Genomic DNA, 14,114 nt, shown 5'->3' with positions numbered 1-14,114 from the left:
ATCCTCACTCCCTGGTGCCGCTGTAACATCTGTTCAAATTGACGGCGTCCTCCATGAATTTTCTACAATTGATGGTGTCGTCGAAGATGTTACAACGATTATTTTAAATTTAAAAAAGCTTGCTCTGAAAATTTATTCAGAAGAAGAGAAGACGCTAGAAATTGACGTACAAGGTGAAGGGCCCATTACGGCAGCAGATATAACTCACGATAGCGATGTTGAAATATTAAATCCTGATCTTCATATTGCAACTCTTGCGAAAGATGCTCATTTGCGGCTGAGAATGACGGCGAAGCGCGGGAGAGGATACAGCCCGGCTGAAGAAAATAAACGGGAAGATCAACCAATAGGTGTCATCCCAATCGATTCGATTTACACACCCGTTTCTAGAGTTTCTTATCAAGTGGAAAATACACGGGTTGGTCAAGTGACAGATTATGATAAGCTGACAATTGATGTTTGGACAGATGGAAGCATCGGTCCAAAGGAAGCTATCGCACTTGGCTCTAAAATTTTGATGGAGCACTTAAACATTTTCGTTAGCTTAACAGATGAAGCGCAAAATGTTGAAATCATGGTTGAAAAAGAAGAGGACCAAAAAGAAAAAGTGCTTGAAATGACGATTGAGGAACTTGACCTCTCTGTTCGTTCTTATAACTGTTTGAAACGTGCAGGTATTAACACAGTTCAAGAACTTGCGAACAAAACAGAAGAGGACATGATGAAAGTGCGTAATTTAGGACGCAAATCGCTAGAAGAAGTAAAACAAAAATTAGAAGACCTTGGTTTGAGTTTACGAAAAGACGATTAACTGATTTTTCAAAGTCTATATAGATCAACTTCCAACAAAGGAGGGAACATCACATGTCTTATAGAAAATTAGGACGTACTAGTGCGCAGCGTAAAGCAATGCTCCGTGACTTAGCAACGGACTTAATTATTAACGAACGAATTGAAACGACTGAAGCCCGTGCAAAGGAGCTTCGTGCTGTTGTAGAGAAGCTGGTTACTTTAGGTAAACGTGGTGATTTGCATGCTCGTCGCCAAGCAGCACAGTTTATTCGCAATGAGGTTGCGAAAACTGTGACAGTTTCAGGCCAAGACGGAAAGGAAAAAGAAAAACCTTTCTATGCATTGCAAAAATTATTTGATGAAGTGGCACCACGTTACCAAGATCGTCAAGGCGGCTACACACGAATTTTGAAAATGGGTCCTCGCCGTGGTGACGGAGCACCAATGGTTATCATTGAATTCGTGTAATTTAGATATAAATGAACTTCAAGGGCGGGACAGTTGTAATGACTGCATCTATGCCCTTTTTTATTTATCTTCAAGTACTTTACAAAGCGGATTGATTTTCTTTTGGCAGCCTCTGCATCTCATATTTATAGACATGATATTCGCGTTTACTTCATCTGTACTTGAGGCGGGAGGAGGGCATCTGTGGAACGGTCGATCATTCAAGTTCAACATGTAACATACCGCTATAATAAAGAAAGTGAAAAGCCTGCACTAACGGATGTTTCCTTTGATGTGTATGAAGGGGAATGGCTGGCCATCGTCGGACACAATGGATCAGGGAAATCAACATTGGCCCGGATGCTAAACGGTCTGCTGCTGCCTGATGAAGGAACCGTTACTGTATCAGGAATCACATTATCAGAAAAAACCATTTGGGATATTCGAAAACGGATTGGAATGGTGTTTCAAAATCCAGATAATCAATTTGTCGGCGCCACTGTACGGGACGATGTCGCTTTTGGTATGGAAAACATAGGTATACCGAGAGAAGAGATGGTAAAACGAATCGAATGGGCGACGAAAATTGTAAAAATGAATGAATTTTTAGAACGGGAACCTCATCATCTTTCTGGCGGACAAAAGCAGCGGGTCGCGATTGCAGGCGTTTTGGCTGTTCAACCAAGCATTATTGTTTTAGATGAAGCGACTTCAATGCTTGATCCAATTGGACGCCGGGAAGTAATTGAAACCATTTGGTCATTGAAAGAAAAAGGGCTTGTGACGGTCATTTCCATCACCCATGATTTGGAAGAGGCGGCCAAAGCAGATCGGATGATTGTAATGAATGGAGGCAAAAAATTTGCAGAGGGAACTCCGAAAGAAGTGTTTCGCTTGGAAGAGGAGCTGGTAAGCATCGGTTTAGATCTTCCGTTTTCTTACAAGCTGAGCAAACGGCTTCTTGAAAAAGGAGTGCCTTTAGCGACGCGACACCTTAATGTAGAAAGCCTGGTGGACGAATTATGGACATTAAAATCCGACAATTAGAACATCGTTACCAAATGAACACTCCTTTTGAACGGCTCGCTTTGTGTGATATCAATATAGATATCCATGAAGGAACATATTTGGCCGTGATTGGGCATACCGGGTCGGGAAAATCAACGATTTTGCAGCATTTAAACGGCCTGCTTTTGCCAACGAAAGGCTCTATTCAACTTGGAGACCGGCTGATTAAGGCAGGAGAAAAACAGAAAAACTTGAAATCTGTCCGAAAAAAGGTCGGAATTGTCTTTCAATTCCCAGAGCATCAATTATTTGAAGAAACCGTCGAAAAAGATATAGCATTCGGTCCAATGAATTTTGGCGCATCGTTTGAAGAAGCGAAAAAAAAGGTAAAAGAAGTGCTGCCGCTTGTCGGTCTAGGAGAAGAAATCCTTCATCAATCCCCGTTTGAGCTAAGCGGGGGGCAAATGCGAAGAGTGGCGATTGCAGGTGTTTTAGCGATGGAGCCGGAGGTGCTCGTTTTAGATGAACCGACTGCAGGATTGGATCCAAAAGGGCGAAATGAGATCATGGAGCTTTTTTATCGTCTCCATAAAGAAAAAAAATTAACAACGATATTAGTAACGCATAGCATGGAAGACGCAGCAAAGTACGCTGATGAAATTGCCGTTTTGCACCAAGGGGAATTAAAGATGAAAGGGTCGCCAAAGGAAATATTCCGGTTGACTAGGGAACTGGAGCAGCTTGGGCTCGATTTGCCGGAATCAATTAAATTTGTCATGAAGCTTGAAGAAAAATTTTCTTTAACGGTTGAAGACAAGCCATTGACTTTAGAGGAAACGGCCGATTTCATTGAAGCCCTTTTAAAAGAAGGTGTCGTATATGATCGATAATATCATCATCGGAAAATATGTTCCTGGCAGCACAGTCATTCATCGAATGGATCCCCGTGCAAAACTGCTAACGATTTTTTTATATGTTTTTATCGTCTTTTTTGCCAATAACGGAATCACTTACTTTTTATTAGGATTATTTACGTTCATCATTATTTTGCTGACGAAGCTTCCGTTCTCTTTCTTATGGAACGGTTTAAAACCTGTTATATGGATCGTTGGGTTTACATTTTTGCTGCACATTTTAGTAACAAAAGAAGGGGACATGCTGTTCCGCTTCGGCTTTTTTTCCATTTATGAAGAAGGCTTGCGGCAAGGGTTTTTTATCTCTCTTCGGTTCATTTTCTTAATTTTTATGACAACGACATTGACCTTAACAACAACGCCTATCGAAATAACGGATGGAATGGAAAGTCTGTTAAAGCCTTTTAAAAAATTTAAACTTCCTGTCCATGAACTAGCATTAATGATGTCTATTTCTCTTCGCTTTATACCGACTCTGCTGGAGGAAACAGAAAAAATTTTAAAGGCGCAAATGGCAAGAGGGGTAGATTTTACATCAGGGCCTGTAAAAGAGCGAATAAAAGCAATCGTTCCTTTGCTTGTACCACTTTTCATCAGCGCTTTTAAGCGGGCCGAAGAGCTTGCTACCGCTATGGAAGCCAGGGGGTATCGCGGAAGTGAAGGACGTACGAAAATCAGGCAGCTGAAATGGGGAGCGATTGATTCCATTATGATGGCCTCTATCCTGCTGTTATCAATTATTTTATTACTATTGCGTGCCTAGGAGTTTTAAAAATGAGGATTAAATGCACAGTTTCGTATGATGGATCAGGATTTAGCGGTTATCAGCGCCAGCCCGGCCTCCGGACAGTACAAGGAGAGATTGAGGAAGCATTAATGAAAATCCACAAAGGGGAGCGGATAAAAATTACTGCTTCCGGCAGAACAGACGTCGGCGTGCATGCTGTTGGCCAAGTATTTCATTTTGATACAAGCCTCAAAATTCCGATGGAAAAATGGCCGATTGCTTTGAATACGCTGCTTCCTCAAGATATTTCCATTCAAAATGCAGAGCTTGCCGATCAAGATTTTCATGCCAGATTTTCTGCAAAGAAGAAAGAATACCGCTACCGTTTGTATCGCAGTTTTCAACGAGATGTGTTCCGGCGTCATTATGCATACCATTTTCCAAATCCGTTAAATATTGAAACGATTCGAACTGCCTCCCGTTTCATTATTGGAACACATGATTTTACAAGCTTTTGCTCTTCTAAAACAGAAACGGAAAATAAAGTGAGAACTATTTATGAAGCGGATATATGGGAAGAAGGAGATGAAATTACGTTCCGTTTTGTCGGAAGCGGCTTCCTTTACAATATGGTTCGTATTTTAGTCGGAACATTGATTGAAGTAGGAGAAGGGAAGCGCAAGCCGGAAGAAATAAAACAAATTATCGCAGCCAAAGATAGATCAAGAGCCGGGAAAACAGTTTCTGGATGCGGTCTATATCTTTGGAAAGTTTATTATGACAACTAATCCAGGTGTAACATTTTCTTGACATTCATATCTTAAAAAGATAAGATAACATATGGTATGTATTTCAAGCCCCACGATTAGCCCCGGAAAATAATCGTGTTTTTGAAATAGACTTTTCGACATGAACGATTAAGGAGGGAAAACAATGCGTACAACGTTTATGGCAAAGCCGCATGAAGTTGAGCGCAAATGGTATGTTGTTGATGCAGCTGGCAAAACTTTAGGACGTCTAGCAAGCGAAGTTGCATCTATCTTACGCGGAAAACACAAACCAACGTTTACACCGCATGTAGATACAGGTGACCACGTAATTATTATTAATGCTGAAAAAATCGAATTAACTGGAAAAAAATTAACAGACAAAATTTATTATCGCCACAGCCAGCATCCTGGTGGTTTAAAATCAAGAACTGCATTAGAAATGCGAAACAACTATCCTGAAAAAATGCTGGAACTTGCTATTCGCGGAATGCTTCCAAAAGGTTCCCTTGGACGCCAAATGTTTAAAAAATTGCATGTTTACAGAGGAAGCGAACATCCTCATCAAGCACAGAAACCAGAAGTTTATGAACTTCGCGGATAATTTAATAAGGAGGTTATCATTTTGGCACAGGTTCAATACTACGGTACCGGTCGTCGCAAAAGCTCTGTTGCCCGTGTTCGGTTAGTTCCTGGTGAAGGCCGTATCGTAATTAATAAACGGAACATTGAAGATTACATTCCAACAAAAGCTTTGATTGAAGATATTAAACAACCGCTTGTTTTAACAGAGACAGTTGGCAATTATGATGTACTAGTAAATGTTAGAGGCGGCGGTTTCACTGGTCAAGCAGGCGCTATTCGCCACGGAATTGCTCGTGCACTTTTACAAGCTGATCCAGAATATCGCGGAACGTTAAAGCGTGCAGGCTTATTAACTCGAGATGCTCGCGTAAAAGAGCGTAAGAAATACGGTCTTAAAGGAGCACGCCGTGCACCGCAATTTTCAAAACGTTAATGATTCGAACCTTAAACCACAACAAATCGTTGTGGTTTTTTATTTGCAATTGGAAAGGAGTGGTTGAATGGAACAGCGTGAACTGAAAAAAATAAAAACAAGGAGGAGATTTTGATGAATGTAATTACAGACTTTAATGAAAGACGGCAGGAAAAAAAGCTTCTCACTGAGCGAAAAATGTTAAAAGATCTCCCAATTCGCAAATTGAAAAATATGATTGATGAATGGTTTAATCCTTTTTTTCAAAAACGCTTCCATAAAACTGCAATGGAAGAAGAGTGTGTCCACTCGGCCATTGAATCTTTTTTGCTGGGAGCGGCCTACAGCCGGTTCGGATATTACGGGGAATCGATGGAGCAGGCCAATACACGTTGTATACAGGAAGAACAAGAGCTTATTAACAATTTATTTGACAATATTCTTTATTTGGCAAGGGAATCAAATGATGATTTTGTTATGGAATCCATCTATTTGACATGCCAGCACTTTATTCATTATTGGTGGGAAGAAGGGTTTTTAGCTGGAAAAAAGAGATACAAACTAAAGCTTTAAAAGCAGTTCATGCATGGCTCATTTCAACTTCGTTGGAACGGGCTTTTTTTATGCCTAAAAACGGCTTGTGAAAAAATGATTTGACGGGGGCCATTGCTGAATTCGCCTTTTGATTGGCTTTTTTATTTCAAAAAGGAAAAGTTCAGGATTTATTGGCAGTGCTGCTTATTTTTTGCAAGGAAGAATGAAGCAAAATGGTTTTTATTTCTTATGTGAAATATTACTCGTAAGGACAATTTGGGCGACATCCATGCACTGTGGCTATGTTATGAAAACTTTTAAAAAACAAAAAATTGCGGTTTTCAAAATGTTCATCTCGATATGAATGTCTTTTCAACGATTCCAGATTTTCGAAGATAGAAAAAGCTTTTATCATTTGCCGAGCAAACCTCCAATTGTGTAACGCAGGTGAGGAAATCGGCTTTTATTTTTTATTTGGCTTTTTTTGCTGAGCTTTGACACACGTTTCTTTTCTCTTTACCACAAAGATTTTATTAGCACTTTTCATTTAGGCGAATAGGCTTAAAACTTTTGTGACTGTTCAAAAAATTTTAGTGCCTTATACAAAATCATCCATTATAATATTTCTATCAATTTTTTATAAATAAAGAGGTGGAGAAATGGGTTGGTTGAAAAAGTCGTTATGTCTTGTTCTTATTTTTTTATTATTGGTGCCAGCTAGCGGTTTTGCACAGGAAAGAAGTTCAGACACAGCATCTGGAGGAAATAAATACATATTAATCAGCAACGAGTCCGTCGACGTATATAAACCTCAATCCACTGGAAAGTTCAAAATCAATAATGATCAATATACGATAAACAAAAAAATAGGATTGGATGCTTATAAACTGGATGTAAATAGACCTTTTGATATAGAAAAACATGAAGACAAGAAACTTCAACAAAAATCTCTCTCCAAAAAGTTTCTCAATAAAGTTGGCGATACTAAGACATTTTGGGTGCATGATTTTACGACCAATGAAGATAAACAAATTAGCGCCAAGCTGCTGTATTCAGGTACAAAAACGAACGTATGGGTTTATGATAATCAAATTACAGAAGCTGATGCGCAAAAATTAGGGCAAGAATTTGATCAAAAAATTTATCCGCTCATCACACAAAATTTTGCCAGCGAATCCGATGTGGACGGAAACGGGAAAATTCACATTCTTTGTTATGATATACAAGATGGTTTTGCAGGATTCGGGGGGTATATTGCTGGTTACTTTTATGGAGGAGATTTGCATGATATTCCATACTCCAACAAATCAGAGATTTTTTATATTGATACGTATCCTTTAATGGGAACAGGGACGGAAAAGGATGTAAGTGCTGCATACGAAACATTGGTACATGAATTTCAACATATGGTGAATTTTAACCAAAATGTATTTATAGAAAACGGCTCCCAAATGGATACATGGCTAGATGAAGCATTGTCAATGGCAGCTGAACATATATATACGGGAAAACCTTTAACGAATTACATTTATTACTACAATATTTCTACCTCCATTACAAATGGTCATTCATTATTGTATTGGAATTATTATGGCGATACTTTGTCTAACTATTCCTTGTCCTATCTTTTTGGACAATATGTCAGAATTCAAGCGAATCAAGGAAACAAGATTTTCAAAGAGATTTTAACAGATACTCATAATGATTATAAAGCAGTAGAAAATGTAGCGAAAAAATATATCAACTCTTCCCTTACATTTGGAGAATTGATGACGAACTTCCGCAGTGCCCTTTTACTGAAGAAAGATACGGGAAAATATGGCTTTAAAGGAGAAGAAGGCTTTAATTTATTAATTCCAAAAATATTTTCGGGAGAATATGCCAGCTTGCGGGGCGGCGGAGCCATAGTAAAACGGGCTGTTGGTAATGAAACTGTTCCTGCATCTAAAGGAAATGACATCACTTATACTTTTTTAGATGAAAAAAATCCTTACACTCCTCCAAAACCGATAGTAAACCCGGTAAGTGATAGGGATACATTTATAAATGGCCTGTCTAATCCAAGAACGACTGTTTATGTCCAGCTTGGTTCAAAGATATTGAAGACTGCAGCGGCTGATCGTAATGGATCCTTCCGCATTTCCATCAGTAAACAAAAAGCTGGAACTGTCTTAAGCGTATATGCCAAGAGTCAGGAAGGAAATAAAAGCGAGTCGGTTCAAATAACGGTGCTCGATAAAACGCCTCCTAGCATTCCAAGCGTAAACCTGGTCAGCGATAAAGATAAAACGGTCAGAGGGACAGCGGAGGCAGGATCAAAAATAACAATAAAGGCCGGCAGCAAAGTATTGAGCACCGGCACGACAGATAAAAATGGGAAATTCACGATTTCGTTAAAAACAGCTCAAAAAGCTGGAACAGTTCTTTACGTAACAGCGACGGATAAAGCGGGGAATGTGAGCCCGGCGCGAAAAGTGACGGTAATTGATAAAACACCGCCGCGTACTCCGAGTGTAAATTCGGTCAGCAATAAAGATAAAACGGTCAGGGGGACATCAGAGGCAGGATCAAAAATAACAATAAAGGCCGGCAGCAAAGTATTGAGCACCGGCACGACAGATAAAAATGGGAAATTCGCAATTTCGTTAAAAACGGCTCAAAAAGCCGGAACAATTCTTTACGTAACAGCGACGGATAAAGCGGGGAATGTGAGCCCGGCGCGAAAAGTGACGGTACTCGATAAAATACCGCCGGGTGCTCCTAAAGTGAACAAAGTGACAAGAAAATCTTCCTCGGTGACAGGAAAAGCAGAGGCGTATTCAACGGTGTATGTCAAAGCAGGAAAGAAAGTAATCGGTTCGGGCAAAGCGAATAAAAACGGAAATTTCTCCGTTTCAATCAAAAAACAAAAAGCCGGAACAGTTCTCCTAGTGTATGCAAAAGATAAGGCTGGAAATGTAGGAAAAAGCACGAAAGTTACCGTCAAATACAAATAATAAAATTGACCGTGCCAGCCTGATCGGTCTCGTTATAACTGAAACGCAACATTCATCTTAGCTCCCATATTTGCGGGAGCTTTTTTTATGACTCTTAAAATGTTTCTTTTTGAAAAAAAGCGCTGTATAAAAACTGAATCAGAAATACAATTTTATTTTCAAGTGAAGCATTCCATTATCCCCAATTGCCCCCAATTTAAACTTCATATCTAGGACCGAAAAGTGTAAGGCGATTTATCATTAAAGCACAAACAGCTGTATGGCAGAAAGTTGACGGCTTCTACAGCTATATTATCTGTTGGGGAGAATGACGAGTTTGAGCAGATTAGTTAAATTTTGAATGCGCCAATTTTCTGGTGGGAATTGGCTGGAAAAAAGAGATATAAATTAAAATTGCAGTAATCATAAATCCTTATGCTTTTCCATATATTGAATTGAAGGGACGAGCAGGAGGGATGCGGAGTGAAAAAAAAGCTGAAATGGGCGCTGTTTATTGCTGGGTTTCTGATTCTCGTATTTATCATTCAATATCAATTCTCCCTTTTCAATTCATGGAAATCATGGAATCTTCCGTTATCAGGAAAAATCATTTACTTAGACCCCGGTCACGGAGGTCCCGATGGAGGAGCAGTAGGAAAAAAACTACTGGAAAAAGATATAACTTTAAAAATTGCCAATATTGCTCGAGATTATTTACAAGAGCAGGGAGCGTTAGTGTTATTGACAAGAGAAAAAGATGAAGATTTGGCTTCGGACGATACACACGGATATAGCCGGAGAAAATCAGAAGATATTCGAAAGCGCGTTCGCCTAATTGATGAATCAGACGCCGATTTGTTTTTGAGCATCCATTTAAATGCTATTCCATCTCCAAAATGGAGGGGAGCGCAAACATTTTATGACGGAAAATATCAGGAGAATGAAGCTATTGCGAAATTTATCCAAGATGAATTAAGGAAAAATTTAAGAAATACAGATCGAAAAGCAAAGCCAATAAGCGGTGTCTATTTACTAAAGCATGCAAAAAAACCGGGTGCGCTTGTGGAGGTGGGGTTTTTATCCAATCCTTCTGAGGAAGAGCTTCTTGCTTCTGAAGAATATCAGAAAAAAGTGGCAGCCGCCATTTACAACGGGGTTTTGCGTTATTTTTCCAATGAACAGCAAATACCGGAATAAATGGATTCTTCTCAGGCATCTATTTTCAATGGACTGTTGGAAATGTGTTATACTATATACTATTAAAAGTCTTATGGAAAAAAGGTGGTTGTGGATACGATGCGGGAAGAAGATGTAAGGTCCATTGTCGAACAGTTGGAAGATCCATTTTTACATAAATCTTTAAAAGAATTGAATGCGATTGAAGAAATAAAAATCAAGCCCGAAAAAAAACATATTAGTTTAAAAATAGCAATTGCCAAAACGGGAACAAGCGAGCAGTTAACACTCCAGCAGCAAATTGTTGCAAAGCTTAAACAAGCGGGTGCCGAGACTGTTGGGCTGCGTTTTTCGGAGCTTCCAAAGGAAATTGTCCAAAAGTATTATTCTGATAGTACAAGCCCTTCCATTTTATCGAATGAAAAAACAACCTTTATTGCAATAGCAAGCGGAAAAGGCGGGGTCGGCAAATCAACCGTATCTGTCAACTTGGCTGTGTCCCTTGCTCGTCTAGGAAAAAAAGTTGGTCTTATTGATGCAGATATTTACGGCTTTAGCGTTCCTGATATGATGGGGATCATGAACCGGCCGATCGTTCGCGGGGATAAAATTATTCCAGTTGAGCGGTTTGGTGTGCAAGTCATATCAATGGCTTTTTTTGTTGAAGATAATGCGCCTGTTGTTTGGAGAGGTCCGATGCTCGGAAAAATGCTGAATAACTTTTTCCAAGAAGTTGAATGGGGATCGTTGGACTACTTACTCCTTGATTTGCCTCCTGGTACAGGTGATGTTGCATTAGATGTGCATACATTGCTTCCAACTAGTAAAGAAATCATTGTAACTACGCCTCATCCAACAGCTGCATTTGTTGCTGCAAGGGCTGGTGCAATGGCCATTAAAACGGAGCACGAAATTTTAGGAGTTATTGAAAATATGTCCTATTTTGAAAGTAAATTAACAGGCCAAAAAGAGTATGTATTTGGGAAAGGCGGAGGTCAGAAGCTTGCAGAGGATTTGCAGGTCCCTCTATTAGGGCAAATTCCGCTTGAGCAGCCGGACTGGGATGAAGAGGACTTTGCTCCGTCTGTTTATAATGAAAACCATCCAATAGGGAAAATTTATTTAGATATAGCAAGAAAAGTGATTGAGATAACAGAAAAGTAAAGGAAGGGAGAGGAGGTCTATTGGCCTCCGCCCCCGCCTTCGTTTCCGGAGCTGCCCCCGCCTTGTTGTTTACTTTGAGCTTGCTGAGCAGCCTTCAATAGCGCCTCCTCAATTTTCGGTTGAAAGATCGGACTTGATAGAACATCTGTAATTTGCTGCTGTAAATATTGGCGGTATTCTTTGCTTTTTAAAACCTTCAATAGTTCTTCTTCCATTTGAGGATTTTTCAGCACATCCATAAGCATTCCTTGATATTCCGGATCTTTCATTAAACGTTTGATCACTTTTTCATGTTCTGTTTGCAATGTTTTCGCAAATCCTTCCGCAAATTTTGTATCTTCAAATGTATTTTTCCAAAATTCCTTCCCTTTTTCTGATGTTAACGTTTTTTCAATCGTATTATTGACGGTTTTTTGATCTAAAATGAGGTTTCGTTGAACTTCTTCATCTTTCATAATTTCTTGAACGGCTTTTTTTCCTTCGTCAGATTTTAATATGTCTACAACCATTTTTTTTGTTTCATCATAATTCATTGGTCCACTTTGCTGCCGATCCGCACATCCTGCAACGATCATCCATATAAGCATCATGATGAGGAGCGAACAATTTCTACCTCTCATATTTCATTTAGCTCCTTTCAATAATAACTTCTACCATTATGTTGAGAAACCAACTGTTTTTTATGCGAAAAAAGTTTTGCCATATGGTAATATACAAGTTGGATTGATAAAATCATATGATATTTTACGAAATATGGAGGGGTTGGCAGTGAAAAGCCGAAATTGGGTACGATTTTTCCTTTCTACTCTCATTGTAGGTGGAGTTGCGACAAGTATTGTTGGTTTTATCTTAAGATGGAGCGAGTATGAAAAATTGTTTTTGTCTTTTAATATTGTTGAAATTGTTGCAGTATTGTTTTGGCTGATCGGAGTAGGTTTTATTTTCAGCATTATCAGCCAAATGGGCTTTTTCGCTTATTTGACTGTGCACAGGTTTGGCCTAGGCATTTTTCGCTCAGTTTCGTTATGGAACTCTGTTCAAATCTTGTTAATCATTTTTGTGTTGTTTGATTTAGTTTATTTTCGATATCAATTTTTTGCGCAAACTGGAGATTCCATTGTCCCGTATATTTTAGTAGCTGTTGTCATTTTGTTGTTTTCTGCTGTAATTGCTTATTTTAAGCAAAAACAGACGAATAAAGATGCGTTTGTCCCTGCATTGTTTTTTATGGTTGTTGTTTCAGTGATTGAGTGGATGCCGGCCCTTCGTGTCAATGATAGAGATTGGCTGTATTTAATGCTGTTTCCAATTTTAATTTGCAATGCTTACCAATTGTTGATTTTGCCGAAAATGACAAATGACTCGCCAAAAGCAAAAAAGAGCTGAAGGAGTTTTCCTTATAGCTCTTTAAAATGCTTATTGATTTCCAAAATATTGAAAACGATTGGTTTGAATTTACTTCCAAAGTTCTTTTCATTTGAATGATAGTTCTTTCGTTCTTGCATTGCTGTTTTCAATTAATTCTTGTACGGTTACATTTTTAAGGCCGTTTTGTTTCAAATGTTGAATAATCGCCGGCAACGCTTGGTTAGTTTGTTTAACTGAATCTGATGCGTGAAGCAGGATAATATCACCTGGTTTTAAGTGTTTCGTAACATTTTGGATAATCTTGTTGACTCCCGGGTTTTGCCAGTCATTTGAATTTACACTGTAATGGACGACAGTTAATCCATATTGTTCAGCAATATTTAAAACGTTTTGATCGAATTGGCAGGTTGGGGGCCGCAGCAATTTTATATCCTTGATACCAAGCTTTTGAAATGTATGCTGGGCTAAAGATAAATCACGCTTAATTTCGTTAGTGTCCAACTCAGTATAGTTTTTATAAGCATATCCTTTGCTGCCGAGCTGATGACCGTCATCGATAATTCTTTTGACTACTTCAGGATGGCGTTCGGCCCATGAGGCGGATACAAAAAATGTTGCATTGGTTAGTCCATATTTTTTCAAAGTATTTAAAATTGGAATTGCTTTTTCATCTCCCCAGCTAATATCAAATGTCAAGGCAATTTTCTTACCGCTTCCGTCTCCTTTATAAATTGCTTTCGGCCCGTTCTTTGTAGTGAAAACCGGGATATTTGGTATTGTTTGAAAGTACATAAAGACAGCAGTAAAAAAAGCGATTATAATTAAAAAAAGTAATTGTTTGATTTTTTTAATATGGATGATGTAAAAACGGTTCATTGATGCTCCTCCTTGTCCTTATCTTGTAAAATTGTATGAATTGAACTTTTAATTATGAATAAGGATGGAGAATTAAAAATAATTTTAAAAAGGTGTTGACGAAATAGTTTAAAGTTGATATATTATTAATCGTCGCTGTTTGTTAAGTGTTTTAAAAAATGTATTGACAAACATTTTGACGCCATGATATATTATGAAAGTCATTGTGGAAAAATAAAAAACATTGACTGGACACAATTGTTTTGTTATAATGTTATTTCGTCGAAGTAGTTACATGATCCTTGAAAACTGAACAAAACGAAAAGCGTGCCTGTTGATTCTGACAAGAGCATTTGGTGACAAACTTTTTTTGGAGAGTTTGATCCTGGC

Annotated in this window: 15 protein-coding genes; 13 read left to right on the top strand and 2 right to left on the bottom strand. The window is 38.7% G+C overall.

What is annotated here, in order from left to right; genetic code table 11:
- From FB379_RS10520 to FB379_RS10465, 12 genes are all read left to right on the top strand, one after another.
- A partial coding sequence (locus FB379_RS10520) for a DNA-directed RNA polymerase subunit alpha (protein ID WP_242009319.1) occupies positions 1-811 on the top strand: 811 nt, incomplete at its 5' end.
- A 53-nt stretch (positions 812-864) separates the two neighbouring features.
- Positions 865-1,260, top strand: coding sequence for a 50S ribosomal protein L17 (gene rplQ / locus FB379_RS10515; protein ID WP_063387185.1), 396 nt, complete (start codon positions 865-867; stop codon positions 1,258-1,260).
- A gap of 183 nt (positions 1,261-1,443) precedes the next feature.
- Positions 1,444-2,286: an energy-coupling factor ABC transporter ATP-binding protein gene (locus tag FB379_RS10510; protein WP_130156452.1), complete on the top strand. Its 843-nt coding sequence runs from the start codon at positions 1,444-1,446 to the stop codon at positions 2,284-2,286.
- Positions 2,262-3,137, top strand: a complete 876-nt coding sequence (locus FB379_RS10505) for an energy-coupling factor ABC transporter ATP-binding protein (protein WP_144597964.1) — start codon at positions 2,262-2,264, stop codon at positions 3,135-3,137. Before FB379_RS10510 ends, FB379_RS10505 begins: the two co-directional genes overlap by 25 nt.
- The gene (locus FB379_RS10500) at positions 3,127-3,924 is read left to right on the top strand and encodes an energy-coupling factor transporter transmembrane component T family protein (protein ID WP_063387188.1); all 798 of its coding nucleotides are present in this window, start codon (positions 3,127-3,129) and stop codon (positions 3,922-3,924) included. Before FB379_RS10505 ends, FB379_RS10500 begins: the two co-directional genes overlap by 11 nt.
- Before the next feature lie 11 nt (positions 3,925-3,935).
- Positions 3,936-4,676: a tRNA pseudouridine(38-40) synthase TruA gene (gene truA, locus FB379_RS10495; protein WP_063387189.1), complete on the top strand. Its 741-nt coding sequence runs from the start codon at positions 3,936-3,938 to the stop codon at positions 4,674-4,676.
- A gap of 145 nt (positions 4,677-4,821) precedes the next feature.
- Entirely contained in the window at positions 4,822-5,259 is a 438-nt protein-coding gene (gene rplM, locus FB379_RS10490) for a 50S ribosomal protein L13 (protein WP_063387190.1), read from the top strand.
- Positions 5,260-5,280: 21 nt separating this feature from the next.
- On the top strand, positions 5,281-5,673 hold the full coding sequence (gene rpsI, locus FB379_RS10485; protein ID WP_063387191.1) for a 30S ribosomal protein S9: 393 nt from the start codon (positions 5,281-5,283) through the stop codon (positions 5,671-5,673).
- Positions 5,674-5,787: 114 nt separating this feature from the next.
- Positions 5,788-6,225: a DUF2521 family protein gene (locus tag FB379_RS10480; protein ID WP_063387192.1), complete on the top strand. Its 438-nt coding sequence runs from the start codon at positions 5,788-5,790 to the stop codon at positions 6,223-6,225.
- A 620-nt stretch (positions 6,226-6,845) separates the two neighbouring features.
- Positions 6,846-9,182 (top strand): Ig-like domain-containing protein, encoded by a 2,337-nt coding sequence (locus FB379_RS10475; protein WP_144597963.1) that lies wholly within the window; start codon positions 6,846-6,848, stop codon positions 9,180-9,182.
- A gap of 462 nt (positions 9,183-9,644) precedes the next feature.
- Complete coding sequence (gene cwlD / locus FB379_RS10470) at positions 9,645-10,358, top strand: N-acetylmuramoyl-L-alanine amidase CwlD (RefSeq protein ID WP_063387195.1); 714 nt, start codon at positions 9,645-9,647, stop codon at positions 10,356-10,358.
- A gap of 99 nt (positions 10,359-10,457) precedes the next feature.
- The gene (locus FB379_RS10465) at positions 10,458-11,501 is read left to right on the top strand and encodes an Mrp/NBP35 family ATP-binding protein (RefSeq protein ID WP_063387196.1); all 1,044 of its coding nucleotides are present in this window, start codon (positions 10,458-10,460) and stop codon (positions 11,499-11,501) included.
- Between the two features lie 17 nt (positions 11,502-11,518).
- Here FB379_RS10465 and gerD read toward each other — a convergent pair whose 3' ends face one another.
- Complete coding sequence (gene gerD, locus FB379_RS10460; protein ID WP_144597962.1) at positions 11,519-12,121, bottom strand: spore germination lipoprotein GerD; 603 nt, start codon at positions 12,119-12,121, stop codon at positions 11,519-11,521.
- A 148-nt stretch (positions 12,122-12,269) separates the two neighbouring features.
- On the opposite strand from gerD, the gene FB379_RS10455 reads away from it, so the two are divergent.
- Positions 12,270-12,887 (top strand): KinB-signaling pathway activation protein, encoded by a 618-nt coding sequence (locus FB379_RS10455; RefSeq protein ID WP_063387198.1) that lies wholly within the window; start codon positions 12,270-12,272, stop codon positions 12,885-12,887.
- An 87-nt stretch (positions 12,888-12,974) separates the two neighbouring features.
- On the opposite strand, the gene pdaB is transcribed toward FB379_RS10455, so the two are convergent.
- Complete coding sequence (pdaB, locus tag FB379_RS10450; RefSeq protein WP_066247916.1) at positions 12,975-13,745, bottom strand: polysaccharide deacetylase family sporulation protein PdaB; 771 nt, start codon at positions 13,743-13,745, stop codon at positions 12,975-12,977.
- Positions 13,746-14,114 lie beyond the last annotated feature (369 nt).

Origin of the sequence: Aeribacillus composti (genome assembly GCF_007827555.1) — a bacterium.
GTDB lineage: Bacteria > Bacillota > Bacilli > Bacillales > Aeribacillaceae > Aeribacillus > Aeribacillus composti.
Note: the sequence above shows the minus strand (reverse complement) of the source record. Positions and strands in the feature narration are given on the sequence as shown.